Genomic DNA, 15,616 nt, shown 5'->3' with positions numbered 1-15,616 from the left:
CAAGTAGGATGATGGTATCAAAATTCAGGAAAAGCAAAACATACTTGTTTTCCGAAAGGGTGGTTTTATGAAAAAGATAAAATGGTCGTTGTTGATTTTAAGCAGTGTCTTTCTTTTAATCCTGAGTGCTTGCGGCACATTACAAGAAAGCTCCGCTTCCGATTCTTCCAAAGTGTCGACAGAAGACAATGGACAGAAGACAGCCGAAATCAAACTTGGATATGCAACCTGTGCTCATTGCTTAGCTATGTCACTAGTACCTGACTATGTGAAAGATGTTAAAATCGATGCAAAAAACTTCCCATCAGGGAACGACGTCCTGACTGCACTGGTCTCTGGCAGTTTAGACGTGGCACAAGTGACGTATCTTCACTACATAACAGCGCTTGATAAGGGATTAGACTTAGTGGCCATTTCCGGTCAGATTAATGGCGGTTCTGAAATCCTGGTCGGAAATGACATCTCTCTTAAAGCAGATGACTGGGATGGATTTAAGAAGCTTGTTGCCGAGCGTAAAAAATCGGGAAATAAATTAAAAGTGGCCGCATCCCGAGGAAATGCTCAGGATATCCACATGCGTGGAGAGTTCAAGAAACATGGCATTGATCCGGTTAATGACATTGAATTTGTCAATATCGCCAATCCTGCTGACCATGCCAGCGCATTAGAAAACGGCCAAGTAGATGTGATTTCAACGGTTGAACCATTTGCCTCCCAAATCCGCTTGAATAAGTCTGGTAAACATTTTGCCTATCCATATGACCAAGCTGCAGGCAATTTAACGAACTTAATTGTAACTCGTTCTGATGTCCTCAAAGAGCATAAGGCAGAACTGCAAGAAGTGGTAACAGGCGTGGTGAATTTAGTGGATGATTTAAAACAAGATAACACCAAGTGGTTGGATGTCATCAGTAAAAATACCTCCTTATCAGATGATATTGCAACGGAGGCTCTGAAAAATTCCTATCCCGATTACAATATGCATGAAAAAGAAACCCTTGCTATTGCAAAAATGATGAAAGACTTGAACTATATTCAAAATGATGTGGCTGATAAAGCGAAAAAAAATATGGACTATGAGTTCCTTGAAAAGGCCACCGGCAAGACAGCAGAAGAACTAGGCAAAGAATAATGGAACCTATTGGCTTATAGCATTCTACTAAAACAGCTTCTTTCAATCGTGAGTGCGGTATCCCCCGCCCTCACGATCTGAATACACAAATTCGCAGTTCTGAAACTTCACAAAAGATAGGAGGAACATATATGAAATTGAAACAGACCATCGCATCATTTTCTACTAAACTTGTTGTCCCTCTCAGTATCATTGTCATTTGGGAATTATTTTCGAGATTAGGCTTTGTATCCAGTGCCCTGCTGCCTGCCCCAACGAAAATACTTGTATCATTGGGTGATTGGATTACTGGCTCGACTGGAGCAGCTGAAGTCCATAGCGGCCAATGGCTGAACGATGCAGCCAGCAGTGCATGGCGTGTCATAGCAGGCTATAGTTTAGCCGTTGTTACTGCGGTCACCATTGGGATTATCATTGGCTGGTCAAAATTTGCCGAAAAGTTATTGGAACCGACTATCCAAATCCTGCGTCCCATCCCTCCTGTTGCGTGGATCCCTCTCGCCATCATTTGGTTTGGAATTGCAAATCGTCCAGCTATCTTTCTTGTATTTTTAGCCTCGTTCTTTCCCATTTTGGTTAATACCATTCATGGCGTCCGAACCATTGACAAGAACTTAGTGCGGGCCGGCGGGATGATGGGAGCCAATCAGTGGCATCTATTACGATATGTGATCCTTCCTGCCGCCCTTCCAAGTATCTTTTCCGGAATGAGAATTGGGGTAGGTTCAGCCTGGATGCTAACAGTAACAGCAGAAATGATCGCGGTGAAAAGTGGACTTGGGTATGTTCTCTGGGATGCCTATTATTTTCTCCGCTATGACCTTGTCATTGCCAGTATGGTCAGTATCGGGTTGCTTGGATTTTCTACTGATTTTATCTTAAAGAAAATTATCGCGGCCGTGCTTCCTTGGCAGCGGGGCGTATCCATTGAAAGCACACAATCTTAAGGGGGGATGGGTAAATGGAATTCTTAGAAGTAAAAAATGTGGAGAAGGTATTTAAAGATGAAAAACGCGGCACTTCCGTAAAGGCCTTAGAAAATATAAATTTTTCAATTAAAGAGAATGAGTTTGTCTGCCTCCTTGGGGGCAGCGGCTGCGGCAAATCCACCTTGCTCAATATGATTGCTGGATTTGAAAAGCCAACGGCTGGAGAAATTTTGGTAAACGGCAAGAAAATTGAAGGAATGGGCGCTGATCGCGGAATGGTCTTTCAAGCACCTACCTTAATGCCATGGTTAACCGTTTCAAAGAATATCTCCTTTTATTTAAAACTTCAAGGAATGAGCAGGAAAAAGCAAAAGGAAGAAGCCCAAAAATATATTGACATGGTAGGACTGACAGGATTTGAAAATCACTATCCCCATGAATTGTCGGGCGGGATGAACCAACGTGTTGGAATTGCGAGAGCATTGCTTCAGAATCCTTCCCTAATCTTAATGGATGAACCATTTGCAGCCCTTGATCCATTTACGAAAACAGACATGCAGGAGGAGTTGGCCCGCATCTGGCAGGAGCATAAACGGACGATCATCTTTGTTACCCATTCTGTTGAAGAGGCCCTAATCCTTGGAACAAAAATTATTGTTCTTAGCAATCGCCCTGGCAGAGTAAACAAAATCATTGATCTGGATATGAGCCGTCCGCGGGACACAACTTCCCCAATCTTTAACCAATACAAGCGGGAAATTCTCGATTTAATTGTAAAAAACAAAAATACCAGTGAACGCAAAACACCCATCCACCAAGTGATATAGGGGGCAAATGTAGTGTGCACGATGATGATGAAACGGGATTTACTTGTAGCAGCAAAGACGGTCGATACACCCAAAACACTCCTTACTTTTGCTTATAAGCCAACAGGTGTAAACCGCTATGGCTTTCTATATTTCAAAATGGGCTGGCAAAAAGGTGTCAATTCCGGCATCAACGAGAGTGGGCTAGCTGTGCTTTCCTCCTATGCCGGAACGAAACTGCCAAAGTCTGAGAACCAGGATACACGCGGATTGGCGAATGAATTGACCTTATCCCGGTGTCGTACGGTTCAGGAAGGCTTGCACACATTAGAGACATTTTTTACAGAACAGCCCAGCGGAGTCGGAGGAACTCATTTCCTTATGGATGCAGAGGGTGGAATGGCCGTATTCGAACACGAGCCGCATCTTAGCACAAAAGGGCAGCTAATCCAGTCAGACTATATGATACGCGCAAATGATCCCCTTCTTTTACAGGATGAGGAAATGAGGTTAATAGAATGGGAGGATCGTAGACTGCGATATGCTCAAGCTGAAATGGGGATAAAGGAAATGAGCGGAGCCACATGGCTAGAAGAGATGAAAAAGCTTCTAAGCACCCATCTCCCGAACGATCAGCAACAAATCGGGTCCCTATGCATTCATGATTTTGAAAACAAAGGTTCGAGAAGTAAGGATTTATCCGTTCACTCGACAGAGACAGCATTGATTATTGATATAAAAAATAGAAGGCTGATTTATTCTGATGGCCCCCCCTGCCACAATCAGTGGGCAGCTCTTACTTTCAACCATTGAGGTGTTAACATGTTGTTTTTAATAAAAGGAGATCTCCTTACACTAAATAAGAATGCTGACATTCTTTATCAATCGGCTGTTGTCGTCAACAATAACCTCATCCAGGATATCGGAGACTATTCGGCCATGATCGAGCAATATCCAATGGCACAAATCATTGACTGTTCTTCGATGATGGTTATGCCCGGATTTGTAAATCCTCACTATCATGGGGCACTTGTCTCCACCAGAGGTGTTGGAGCAGACACAGGGGTTCCGCCCCTATACTCCCGCAATATCCCTCAAGGGGTTCTCTTAACGGAAGAAGAGTGCGATATGTTTAACATCCTTGGCTATGTTGAGGCACTGAGAGCCGGTAATACCTGTATTGGCTCCAATTACATTCAATCCAAAAAAAGTATTCAGGCGCTTGCCGATTTTGGTCTGCGCGGAGTCATAAGCGAACGGATCCATAACGTCGATTTTTTCCGTATCCCTGAACATCTCTATCTTCTAGATGAAGAAGCACAATACAAGACACTGTCAAAGAACGTGGAACTAATCGAGAACTGGCATGGCAAAGCGAATGGCAGAATAACCTGCCATTTCGGTCCTCATGCACCAGACACGTGCACCACCCCTTTTTTAGAAGAAATCATTTTACTTGCAAAGAAGTATGATGTCGGGATTACTACCCACCTCGCTCAAAGCAAGATGGAAGTGGAAGAAATTCAGCTTAGAGATGGAATGACACCGGTCCAATTGTATAATGAGCTTGGCATTCTTGGACCGAAGACCGTTGCGGCACACTGTATCCACTTAACGGAAGCAGACCAAGAACTCCTGGCGAACACCAATACAAGTGTTGCCCATGTGCCGGAGGGTAATTTGAAAAAAGGCGATGTCGCCCCCATTTCCTCCCTTGAGGAAAAAGGAGTAAACGTTGCAATCTGTACCGACTCCATGTCTGCTAGCATGTTTGAATCAATGCGGTTTGGGATGGCTGTTCATCGGCTGTCGAGCGGCAGGCGGACAGAACCTGCGCCCCGCCATTTAGTTGAAATGGCGACAATAAATGGAGCCAAAGCACTTGGAATGGCTGACGAAATCGGCTCTATCGAAATCGGAAAGAAGGCCGACCTTATTGCGGTAAAGAAGGAAAAGTACCATCTAACACCGATTATTTCTCCTTATGGAACACTTGTCCATTCTGCACAGGCAACGGACGTTGAGCATGTTTGGATTGACGGCGAATGGCGGGTGAAAAACGGGAAGGTTCTTGGAATTGATGAAGCGGAACTTTGCACCCATATACAAAAGCTCGCCAATCAATGCTGGGGCCGTTATCGCTAAAAACATACGTGAAATGGAGGGAGAAAATGGATCCATATGCAATTGAAAAATCGATGCCCTATTACGATCAAATTTATTATAAGCTTCGGGAAATGATTCTTTATATGAAAATTAAACCCGGAGAACGGGTTTATGAATCGAGGCTGGCAAGTCTGTTTAATACAAGCCGCAGCCCTGTCCGCGAGGCAGTCAAAGCCCTCATTAAAGAAGGTTTGCTCGTATCAGATGAAAAATCCCGCATCTTTGTGTTTGAACCTACCCTAGATGATATCGTCCAAATTTACCAATGCCGGATGGCTTTAGAGTCCTTAGCCGCCAAGCTGACCACCGAAACAGCAACAAACGCTCAGCTAGAAGAGATTGGAGAAATCATCGGAAAAACGGAACGATTTCTCGTTGATGAAGAACACAATCGCGAGAAACTGATTGAACTGAACACTGAATTTCATGAAAGCATCATCCTATATAACAATAACCAGCTATTGAAAAAGCAATTAAGAGATATTAATTCATTAAGCTATTATTTCCGTGTTCTTAACTTTACAGGGAAGAACCGCGGAAAAGAGCTCTACGAGGAACATATACACATCTATCAATATATGAAGAATCGTGAAGGTAAAAGAGCTGCGGCCGCGATGATGCTGCATATCGAAAACGATATAACCCACTTTCTTGAAAGTAACACTACTTTGTAACGCTTAGGAGGAACCTAGAATGAGACCTGAACCAAAGAAAATTGGAATGCTGACCCCTTCATCTAATACAGTACTTGAACCAATCTGCTCAGCCATGACGGCGAATTTAAAGAATATTACCTGTCATTATGGGCGTTTTGAAGTAACAAAAATCTCATTGGAACAAGATGCCCTTAGTCAGTTTGACTTTGAGCCGATGCTGAAAGCAGCCGAATTGCTGGCTCATGCTGAAGTGGATGTCATTGCTTGGAATGGAACATCTGGCGGATGGCTCGGATTCGAAGTGGACCAAGAGCTTTGTCGGAAAATTACGGAACGTACCGGCATCCCGGCGACCACATCGATGCTTGCCCAAATGGAGGCCTTTCAAGCCAATGACGTCAAAACCCTTCATCTCGTTACACCGTATATCTCCCCCATCAATGAGTTGATTGCTGAACAATATTTGAAACATGGCGGCATCCGAACGATTCAGCAAAAGGGGCTGGGGCAGACGGTGAATCGTTCCTTCAGCCAAGTAACAGATGAAAGAATTGAAGAAATGATAAAAGATGTTGCCGTTGATCAGGCCGACGGTATCAGCATTGTTTGTACCAACTTTCCAGCCGTCACTAAAGCAGATTATTATGAAGAAAAATACGGGTTCATCCTTTACGATACCATCACCGTTTTATTGTGGCAATGCATGCGGATGATGGGTGAAGATCCTTCTTCCATAAAAGGCTGGGGAAAAATTTTTGATGTCAAGCAAACAGTACTCAACGATTAAAAGAAAGGAGCCAGCATGAATGGCCAAAATATTCATTTCCGGTGAAATTCCGGACATCGGTTACGAACTACTCTCAGAGCACAAATTGACAGTGTACACAGGAAAAAAACTTATTACAGAAGATGAATTAATCGAGGGAGTCAAGGATGCCGACGCCCTCCTTTGCCCCCTCTCCACTAAGGTAACAAAAAGTGTCATGGAGGCTGCTCCTCATTTACAAATCATTGCTAACTTCGGGGCAGGCTTTGATAACATTCATATTGAAGCAGCCAAGGAAAAAGGGATTTTGGTAACGAATACACCAGGTGTTTCTACAGAAGCCACGGCAGAACTGGCTCTTGGTTTAATGCTCGCCCTTCTCAGACGGATTCCTGAGGGAGACACACTCTGCCGCACAACCGGGTTTGATGGCTGGGCACCGCTTTTCTTTTTAGGACGAGAGTTGGCTAATAAAAAGCTTGGCATTGTAGGTTTCGGAAAAATCGGGCAGGCAGTAGCCAAACGTGCGAAAGCTTTCGGAATGGATATTTATTATACCGGGCGTGCGAAGAAACCAGTTGAACTGGAAGATCAGTTTGATGCAACCTATTTGGAACTCGATGAACTTCTGCAGACGTGTGATATTGTAACGGTACATACTGTATATAATGAAGAAACACATCACCTTTTTACAAAAGAGGCATTTGCACGAATGAAGAAAAGTGCTTTTTTCCTTAATTTATCAAGGGGACCTGTCGTCAAGGAGATGGACCTTGTTCAAGCGCTTCTATCAGAGGAAATTGCTGGGGCAGCACTTGATGTATTTGAATTCGAACCTCACATTACCAAAGAATTAAAACAGTTAAAAAACCTGGTCCTTACACCTCATATAGGCAACGCAACAGTAGAAGCAAGAGAAGAGATGGCCAAACTTTCAGCCAAAAATGTGTTAAAAGTATTGGAGAATCATACACCTTTAACTCCGGTTTTTTAAGAAGACTTAGTGAAGCAAGGTCCCACCCTTGCTTCACTTTTATTTTCAATAGGGTTTCCTTTTGATCTATCCAAAAATCTCATTTACTGATGGTAGGTTTCACAGAAAACTAATTAAATAAGGATGATTATTGAGATTTTGATTGTTCTAATGTTCCTTTATATTGCCTAGCATATCAGATATCTTCCCTTTACCAATCAATATCTTCCGGATACTCCACAAGTGAATTTATTTCAGTCAACGAGCAATTGTATTTCCTCGCAGCCTCCATCACTGCAGCTTTAACCTTTTGATCCTCAATCCCCTGCTCCGCTAGACGCTTAGCCATAATGGACCTAGATTGATTGTGCACTGATCAAAGATTCTGTTTGGCTAATGAAATTGTTCTCAGCTAAAATCCCTTAGCGGCTTTGATATTATACAAAATTTACCATTAGTATGGTATCATATATCTAAAAGATACATATCATTTAGATAGGGGGGATAATTTTTGAAGAAATACAATCACACCACATACGCGATACTTGGAATTCTAACGACTGACTGCAAATCCGGTTATTCCATTAAGCAGCAAATCGACCAAAGTCTCAATCATTTCTGGAAAATTAGTTATGGCCAGATCTACCCAACGTTAAAATTCATTGTTGAGGAAGGATTAGCCGAAGTCCAAACCTCTTCCAATATAGGAAAGCCGGACCGTCATGAGTACTTCCTCACACCCAAAGGAATCGAGACGTTAAAGGCCTGGCTGGAGCAGCCAATCGAGCAAATCCCCACGGAACGAAATGAAATTTTGCTCAAACTGTTTTTTGGACGCTATCAATCCAAGGAAAGCAAGGTGCTCCTTCTGGAGGATTACAAACGAAAATTGCAGGATCGCTTCCAAACCTATCTTAGTATTGAACAGGTCATTACCCATTACCAACAAAACCACGAGGATGCCCGCTATTGGCTGTTCACATTGGATTATGGAAAGCGGGTAACAGTGGCTGCCATCGACTGGTGCACCTTTACGCTTGAACAACTCTTAAATGGGGAGGAATAATCATGTCCAAACAAATCTTTACGGGGCGTTACACCACCGAGAATGATGAGAATGTTGTCGTTTTTATTATTGGAATGAGAATCAATAGATTCCTGGCCCCGCATAAATGGCTTCCCGTTGCTACTGCCATGCCTGGCATGATTCAAGAGCTTTATCAAAACCAAGAGGAACTGGGCTTTTTGTCCATGGAAAGCTTTTTCGGTCTTAGGACGACTATTATGATTCAATATTGGCGGTCCATCGATGACCTGCTTTCCTATGCGAGGAATGAGAAACACCTGACGGCATGGAAGAACTTCAATACCAAAGTCGGCAACAATGATGCTGTGGGCATTTACCACGAAACTTATCAAGTGAAAAGTGGTGAATATGAGACGATTTATGGGAATATGCAGCTTTATGGCCTAGGAAAAGCTTTGAAGCATATCCCGATTACGGAAAAAAGAGATTCCGCTCATAAACGGCTAAAACGTCCCCAAGGAGAATCGGCGAAATAAAAACTAAAGACCACTTAACTGTGGTCTTTCCGATTCTATAAAAATACTCACTACTTGGAGTATAATGAAACACGATTTTCCTAGTATCCACGACAGAAAACTTTGGAGAACTCCCTCAAATTTAATCTCTTTATAGAAATAATATCAAAAATGCCCATTTGTAATCTTCCCTCTTATAAAGGACATTAACATCCTCATCTTCTATGTAATAAATATCATGGTGTAAAATGTATAAACAATAAAACATGAGTATCCCGTCAGTATTTCTGTTCCAAAAATTTAAGAAACAGGCACCCTTTCATTTGCAAATTTATAGATAGAATCAAGATCCTCTGCATTTTTACATCTACCTACCAGCAACAGTTTTCAACATTGAATCAACACATATATAGTGTATATATAAAAATTCAAAATTTTGTAACAAGAATTATCTTCATCTTGTATTAACATAAAATTATAGACTTATATACACTAAACACTATTGTCGGCCAAATAAGGGTACTAACTATATTCTATAACACAGTAATGGAATAGTTATTTTCTATTGTTAAAGAACCCATATATAAATGCATACACCTTAAAATAAGGAAAGGTGAAGAGAAATGCAATATTTCTGGCGGGTGAGTTTATCAGCAATTATCTTTTTCTTCAATTTATTTTTTAGCTTTCTTCCCACAGGAGATTTTTCATTCGAACCGATTCTTTCTCTTTTTATTAACGGAGGGATCGGCTGGCTTATTGGGGCACAGATTGATAAATATCGAATGTCCAAAAAAGAACTGGGGTCAACCAAAACGGTACTAAAAGATTATTCCTTTGCTATGGATACGATTGGAGATGCAATCGGAATTATTAATGAAACAGGTCAATTTGTATTTGCTAATGAGGCAATGGCCAAATTGTATGGCTATCCTAAAGAGGAGTTCTTCACTTTAAAATTGCGGGATTGTTATGTAAATAAATCCATTCATGACTTTGACGGCAATTCCATACCTGAATCATGGCAAGGCTATTGGAAAGGTGAGGCGGTCGGCATTAAAAAAGATGGCACCACATTTCCTCAGGAACTTTCTCTATCTACGATAAAAGAATCACAAAATACCATCTGCATTTTTAGAGATATTACCGAGCAAAAAAATTATGAAGAGTTCATGAAATATGCCGCCGAACATAATGACCTGACCAATTTGCCTAACCGAAGGAAATTGATTCATGATCTTACCAATATCAAGCAAGATGAAAAGCAAACCTCTCTCTTATTTCTTGATTTAGACCGTTTTAAATTGATAAATGATAATTATGGCCATGATGTTGGTGATGAATTATTGAAGAATGTTGCCAAAAGGCTGCTCTCCTTTGAGGATAAAATGATTAACGTTTACCATCACGGAGGCGATGAATTTATTATCATTATTCAATGCACGAATATTACCTATATAAAAGAACTGGCTGCAGCCATTATCAAAAAGATCCAAGAACCTTATTCTATTAATGGGATTGAGGTTTGGATTACGACCAGTATCGGTATCAGCTTTTACCCCTATCACACGCATGATATAACCGACTTAATAAAGTTTGCAGACACAGCCATGTATTACGCAAAATTAGATGGGAAAAACACCTTTAAATTTTTTAATGAAGAACTGGAATGGCGGCTTGAAAGGAAATCGAAACTGGAGTCTGAATTAAGAAAAGCATTAATAAATAATGAACTTCACATGTTCTATCAGCCAAAATTCCAGCTGGATAGTTTTGAAATTGTCGGCATGGAAGCCCTTATTCGCTGGGAACATCCTGAATTAGGCCTGATTTCACCAATGGAATTTATTCCTATAGCAGAGGAAACGGGTTTAATACTTACCATCGGGAAATGGGTGATACATGAGGTATTACAGCAAATGCGGATTTGGCAAGATCAAGGTTATCCTTGTATGAAAGTTTCCGTTAATGTTTCATCCAGGCAATTTCGTGATAAGGATTTAGTCCAAACTATTCGTTCTGGTCTGCATATCTTTCATATTGACCCGAATCTCTTTGAAATTGAAATTACGGAGAGTGAAATCGCGGATACTGAGTTAAGTATTCCCATCCTTAAGTCGTTAAAAGAAATTGGTGTCAGTATTTCCATTGATGATTTTGGAACCGGCTATTCATCTCTTAATGTTTTAAAAGACTTGCCAATTGACACCATTAAAATTGACCAGTCATTCGTTCGTGATCTGTTAGAGCATCCTAAAGAAAATCTATTAGTCATGGCCATTCTTCAAATTGGAAATATTTTAGGGTTAAAAGTTGTGGCAGAAGGGATTGAGACTGAGAAACAACTTCAACATCTTTTAATGTTAAATTGCCGCATCGGCCAAGGCTATTATTTTAGTAAACCGATTAAAGTGACTGAATTTGAAAACAGATTTTTGAAAGGTGCCCCTTCAGAACTAAGCCTAATAAGAGCGTAGGCAGATTGGATAAAAGATTGTGTTGTTCTCTACATCCTGTGCTATTACCGACACTGATTTGTATCAAAGGCAAAAAGGTCTGCTCTTCGACCTTTTTGCCTTAGTTTATTTGACTCCAACCGCTTATGCCATAAGAAATTATTTAAGGGTGATTAATTTGGGGGTAACTCTCTTTTATTTTTTGTGAGCTCTTATGGTCTGTCTTTTTAGAGAAAAAAAATGAAGCTAAACTGTGCTCCACTTTAAAGTCTATTTCCTATAGCTTATGCTTGGGAGGTTAGAGGGTGTTTTAAATGCAACGGGAAATGATCGTCTCCACCGGTTCTTACGAATAACACTTCATCCCCATTATAAAGATCCCTTTTTGTCTTTATCCCTTTATAATCTGGCGTATAATGAAAAACGACTTTCTTGGTATCCACGTCAGAAATCTTTGTAAGAACTTCCTCAATAGGAATCTCTTTTTTAGAAATCATATCAAAAATGTCGATTTGTCCTTCTTCCTTCTTATAAATGACCATAACCTCCTCTTCTTCTAAATAATAAATATCATGGTGAAAAACATATAAACAATAAAACATGAGAATGCCTTGTGCATTTTCTGTCCCAAAAGTTTTGGAAACAGGCACTCTTTCTTTTGCAAATTGATAGATAAAATCAAGATCCTCTGTCCTTTTGCCATTGAGCTTGTGAATCCCTGCCCTGTCCGAATGACCGGGTAGATAGTCCATTGTATATTGGTATTCATCCACCCGTTCAAACCCAAACTTAGGATAAAAATTTAAAACGGATGGATTGGCCATTAAGTACATAAAATCGTAGTTGTTCTGGTATTCCTCTAACACTTTGTTCATTAAACCAGCGGAAAGTCCTCTATTTCGGTAATCCGGATGTGTCATCACGGTTCCAATCTGCAATGCACTTTTTTTCTTACCATCCATAACCAAATCAAGGACATTGACGGAAACATTTGCTACGACTTTGTCTTCATCAATATAAGAAAAAGGAATATACCGGTTACCCCAAAATCCTTTTTGATACCATTCCTCAAAATTGATGCCAAAAACCATCGCAGCTAACTCATTGAAGCTTTTTCTAAGATTCTCATCATTCTTGTAATCTTTCCTATAAGTTAATCCGTTCATTAGTTTTCCCCTCCCCCAATCAACATTATTGTTTTTCTATTTGCAAAAATAAATCCTTAGCTAAAAGTGTCCGTCACTGTTAGATTGAGTTTCCCCCTAACTTTGTGGTTTGTCTATATAAGATTAGAAAACATCATATATATTTTGAATTTTTTGCTATTGGTCCAGTTAAATATAGGCTATTATATTAACGTAAGATACATACTATTTCCGTTAGGAGGAATGCATGGTGAAAATGGAGCATGTGGGAATTATGGTCAAGGATATGGACGAGTCTTTAACGTTCTATCAAAACATCCTCGGTTTAGAATTAAGAAATAGAGCGTGGTTAAATGACAAAGTGGAACTTGCGTTTTTATTTTTCCCCGAGCAGCCGAGTGTAGAGCTTGAATTGGTCTTTGGCGGCCCGGTTGAAAACGAAGGAATCGTAAACCACTTGGCCTTTACTGTTGAAAACATAGAAGCTGAACTCGCACGCCTTAAAGAAGCTGGGGTCAAATTAGTAGATGAAGCACCTCGAAGCATTTTAAATGACACCGTTAAAATCGCCTTTTTCCAAGGTCCTAATGGCGAGAAGCTAGAATTGGTTGAAAGATAAGGGAACATAGCTATAAGTGAGCGAAAAAGAAATCTATAGCCAATGTGATGAAGTGAGTGGTCCGCCGCTCTCTTTTTTATTGAAAAGAACAGTATAAATGTTCAAAAACTCCCTTCTACTTCTTAGCTCCATTTTGTTATAAAAAATCCCCCTAAGTGGCCCCATTGTTGTTCCTACGCTACATGCTGATAAAAGTAATCCATATGCAAAATTATGTGCTTCTCGGGCTGAATGACTAATCCAATTCCTTTGTTGTTTCATATTGTAGAGGAGATTGAACAAACTATTAACAATTATTATGGCTATACGGGTGTGAAAAAGGAGGTAAATTCGATAAAAAGGGTTAAGAGAACGGTTATGATTATTCTCATTTTTTATTTACTGTATGTTACTATATTCGGCATTGTTATTTTTAAAGACAACCATCCGCAGGTTAGCAGCACCTATAAAGAACAGCATAAAGTGGAAAGATTCTATGGAAATGAGGCATCCCAGGATCGCGTGATTCTACTTGAAGAAAAAGAGTTTTCTTGGCTTGCCCGTGTTAACTTAATTGAAAATGCACAGGAGTCTGTGGATGTCGCCTATTATGCGATTCATCAAGGATATATAACCGATTTACTACTAGGAATGATTTTGGATGTGGCCGACCGTGGAGTAAAGGTAAGGATCCTTTTGGATGGAATATCCCATGGTCTTCGTTTTAGTCTAAAAGATGATCGTTATGCCTTAATCCATCATCCCAATATCGAATTGAAATTTTATGAACCATTTAATCCCATCCTTCCTTGGACATGGAATAATCGACTCCATGATAAATTACTTATTATCGATCAAAAGTATGCAGTGATCGGCGGGCGAAATATCGGGAATCGCTATTTTATTGAAGAAGGAGAAAAACGCCCAACGAATGATCGAGATGTTCTAATCATTAACACGGAGCCCCAGACAAAAGAAGGCAGTGTTTTGAATCAAATGGAAGGCTACTTTAATGAAGTCTGGAACCATCCCATTACAAAGGCCGCTTCAGAAAAGCTATCCTCACGACAGCAAACGAAAGCAAAAGAAGCCCATCAACAATTAAAACAAAAACTAGAGAATTTTAGAAATACGGATAAAAAACTATTTCATCATTATTATGATTGGGTGAAAATGTCCCTTCCAACCAAAAAAATCACTTTTATTCATAATCCTATACAAAGATTTAATAAGGAACCTTGGGCTTGGTATGATTTAACGAATCTCATGAAGAATTCCAAAAAGTCTTTAGTCATTCAAAGCCCATATGTGATTCCAACGAAACCGATGCTCCCTTATATTACTGGGTTACGGGTACCTACGGAAAAGACAACGATTTTAACGAACTCGTTAGCATCAACAGCCAATGTTATGGCCTACTCAGGACATATTAAACATATTAACGAGATGGTCAAAAAGGGTGTGAATGTATGGGAATATCAAGGTCCTGACTCCATACATGCCAAAACATTTATCTTTGATGACCGATTAAGTGCCATTGGAGCCTTTAATATGGATTCCAGGTCGGCCTTTTTAAATACTGAATCCATGGTCGTCATTGATAGCGTGGCGTTCACTGAAAATCTCGAAAAGGAAATGAACCAATATGTAAAAAAGAGCTTAAAGGTAGCGAAGGATCAATCGTATATAGAAGACCCCAACTTAAAACCAGGTAAAGTAAGCTGGATTAAATCATTCAGTATAAAAGGATTATCCTATATAACGGGTTTATTCCAGCATTTATTATAAGCAAACAAGACTAAGGAGCAGCGTTTCATAAAAGTGGGCAGATTGAAGATGAGGTGGAACTTTTCTATAACAATGCCCCAGTTTCAAACATAAAAGTTGACTTTCTAATTTAGAATGTCAGCTTTTTTATTGGTGTATTTGAATTTATGTTATAGCGAACAGTCAGAGTATTGTTATGCTTATTTATTCTACAAAACCAAGCGGGAATCCTACAAATTTAAGTGTCATTCTACAAACTTTATAGTTATTCTACAAAAATTGGGATAAGTCACCATTTCCCTTGGTGTAAGTTGGTGTCACTGTCACCAGAATAAGCTCTACATCCCTCCAAGTACCTCTTGGTCACCCCAATACATCGCACTCTTCCACCATTCCCTTTTTTAGAAAAATACTTTTCAAATATATACAAAGATTTAAGCGGAAAACAGTTAGGCTATTCTTCGTAAAAATGTGACAGTTTTATAAAAAATAAGACACGCTGCGGAAGCCTTTATTAAAGGAAATTTCTAGAAAATATATTTAGGTGAGAGGTACAATAGGCTTAGATGGATGGGTTCCCTCAGTCATCATCTTTTTGGCTGATAAAAAAATGGTGGATAAATTTCCAATTTTTGAAACCTACTCAGGTCATTTTTCGTCTAATTTTGTGTCTATCCTCC

General features: G+C 40.0%; 15 protein-coding genes. 13 read left to right on the top strand and 2 right to left on the bottom strand.

Going from position 1 to position 15,616, the window contains the following annotated elements; all coding sequences use genetic code 11:
* The first annotated feature begins 67 nt into the window (after positions 1–67).
* The 8 genes from ACY8D0_RS00345 (at position 68) to ACY8D0_RS00310 (ending at position 7,449) form a co-directional block, all read left to right on the top strand.
* Positions 68–1,132, top strand: coding sequence for an ABC transporter substrate-binding protein (locus ACY8D0_RS00345; protein WP_462408532.1), 1,065 nt, complete (start codon positions 68–70; stop codon positions 1,130–1,132).
* A 131-nt stretch (positions 1,133–1,263) separates the two neighbouring features.
* Positions 1,264–2,079, top strand: coding sequence for an ABC transporter permease (locus ACY8D0_RS00340; protein WP_042460050.1), 816 nt, complete (start codon positions 1,264–1,266; stop codon positions 2,077–2,079).
* Between the two features lie 14 nt (positions 2,080–2,093).
* The gene (locus tag ACY8D0_RS00335) at positions 2,094–2,888 is read left to right on the top strand and encodes an ABC transporter ATP-binding protein (protein ID WP_462408531.1); all 795 of its coding nucleotides are present in this window, start codon (positions 2,094–2,096) and stop codon (positions 2,886–2,888) included.
* Between the two features lie 21 nt (positions 2,889–2,909).
* On the top strand, positions 2,910–3,680 hold the full coding sequence (locus tag ACY8D0_RS00330) for a carcinine hydrolase/isopenicillin-N N-acyltransferase family protein (RefSeq protein ID WP_462409907.1): 771 nt from the start codon (positions 2,910–2,912) through the stop codon (positions 3,678–3,680).
* A 9-nt stretch (positions 3,681–3,689) separates the two neighbouring features.
* Positions 3,690–5,012 carry an amidohydrolase family protein gene (locus tag ACY8D0_RS00325; RefSeq protein WP_462408530.1) on the top strand — a complete coding sequence of 441 codons (1,323 nt, stop codon included), beginning with the start codon at positions 3,690–3,692 and terminating at the stop codon, positions 5,010–5,012.
* A 26-nt stretch (positions 5,013–5,038) separates the two neighbouring features.
* Positions 5,039–5,707, top strand: a complete 669-nt coding sequence (locus ACY8D0_RS00320; RefSeq protein WP_462408529.1) for a GntR family transcriptional regulator — start codon at positions 5,039–5,041, stop codon at positions 5,705–5,707.
* A 19-nt stretch (positions 5,708–5,726) separates the two neighbouring features.
* Positions 5,727–6,476: a maleate cis-trans isomerase family protein gene (locus ACY8D0_RS00315; protein WP_462408528.1), complete on the top strand. Its 750-nt coding sequence runs from the start codon at positions 5,727–5,729 to the stop codon at positions 6,474–6,476.
* Between the two features lie 19 nt (positions 6,477–6,495).
* Positions 6,496–7,449, top strand: coding sequence for an NAD(P)-dependent oxidoreductase (locus ACY8D0_RS00310; protein WP_462408527.1), 954 nt, complete (start codon positions 6,496–6,498; stop codon positions 7,447–7,449).
* Between the two features lie 190 nt (positions 7,450–7,639).
* Here ACY8D0_RS00310 and ACY8D0_RS00305 read toward each other — a convergent pair whose 3' ends face one another.
* The gene (locus tag ACY8D0_RS00305) at positions 7,640–7,777 is read right to left on the bottom strand and encodes a DUF6904 family protein (RefSeq protein ID WP_462408526.1); all 138 of its coding nucleotides are present in this window, start codon (positions 7,775–7,777) and stop codon (positions 7,640–7,642) included.
* A 162-nt stretch (positions 7,778–7,939) separates the two neighbouring features.
* Between ACY8D0_RS00305 and ACY8D0_RS00300 the strand changes: the two genes are divergently transcribed.
* From ACY8D0_RS00300 to ACY8D0_RS00290, 3 genes are all read left to right on the top strand, one after another.
* Positions 7,940–8,494, top strand: coding sequence for a PadR family transcriptional regulator (locus tag ACY8D0_RS00300; protein WP_042460033.1), 555 nt, complete (start codon positions 7,940–7,942; stop codon positions 8,492–8,494).
* Between the two features lie 2 nt (positions 8,495–8,496).
* Positions 8,497–8,991, top strand: coding sequence for a DUF4188 domain-containing protein (locus ACY8D0_RS00295; RefSeq protein ID WP_462408525.1), 495 nt, complete (start codon positions 8,497–8,499; stop codon positions 8,989–8,991).
* A 602-nt stretch (positions 8,992–9,593) separates the two neighbouring features.
* Positions 9,594–11,447 carry a sensor domain-containing protein gene (locus tag ACY8D0_RS00290; protein WP_462408524.1) on the top strand — a complete coding sequence of 618 codons (1,854 nt, stop codon included), beginning with the start codon at positions 9,594–9,596 and terminating at the stop codon, positions 11,445–11,447.
* Between the two features lie 263 nt (positions 11,448–11,710).
* On the opposite strand, the gene ACY8D0_RS00285 is transcribed toward ACY8D0_RS00290, so the two are convergent.
* On the bottom strand, positions 11,711–12,592 hold the full coding sequence (locus tag ACY8D0_RS00285; RefSeq protein ID WP_462408523.1) for a GNAT family N-acetyltransferase: 882 nt from the start codon (positions 12,590–12,592) through the stop codon (positions 11,711–11,713).
* 226 nt (positions 12,593–12,818) lie between these two features.
* Between ACY8D0_RS00285 and ACY8D0_RS00280 the strand changes: the two genes are divergently transcribed.
* Together ACY8D0_RS00280 and ACY8D0_RS00275 are read left to right on the top strand one after the other, a co-directional pair.
* Positions 12,819–13,190 (top strand): VOC family protein, encoded by a 372-nt coding sequence (locus ACY8D0_RS00280; protein ID WP_462408522.1) that lies wholly within the window; start codon positions 12,819–12,821, stop codon positions 13,188–13,190.
* Between the two features lie 357 nt (positions 13,191–13,547).
* On the top strand, positions 13,548–14,957 hold the full coding sequence (locus ACY8D0_RS00275; protein ID WP_462408521.1) for a phospholipase D-like domain-containing protein: 1,410 nt from the start codon (positions 13,548–13,550) through the stop codon (positions 14,955–14,957).
* The last annotated feature ends 659 nt before the right edge of the window (positions 14,958–15,616 follow it).

It is taken from the genome of Neobacillus camarae (assembly GCF_054950115.1).
The sequence above is the reverse complement of the archived record's forward strand: the minus strand, read 5'-3'. Positions and strand labels throughout refer to the sequence as shown.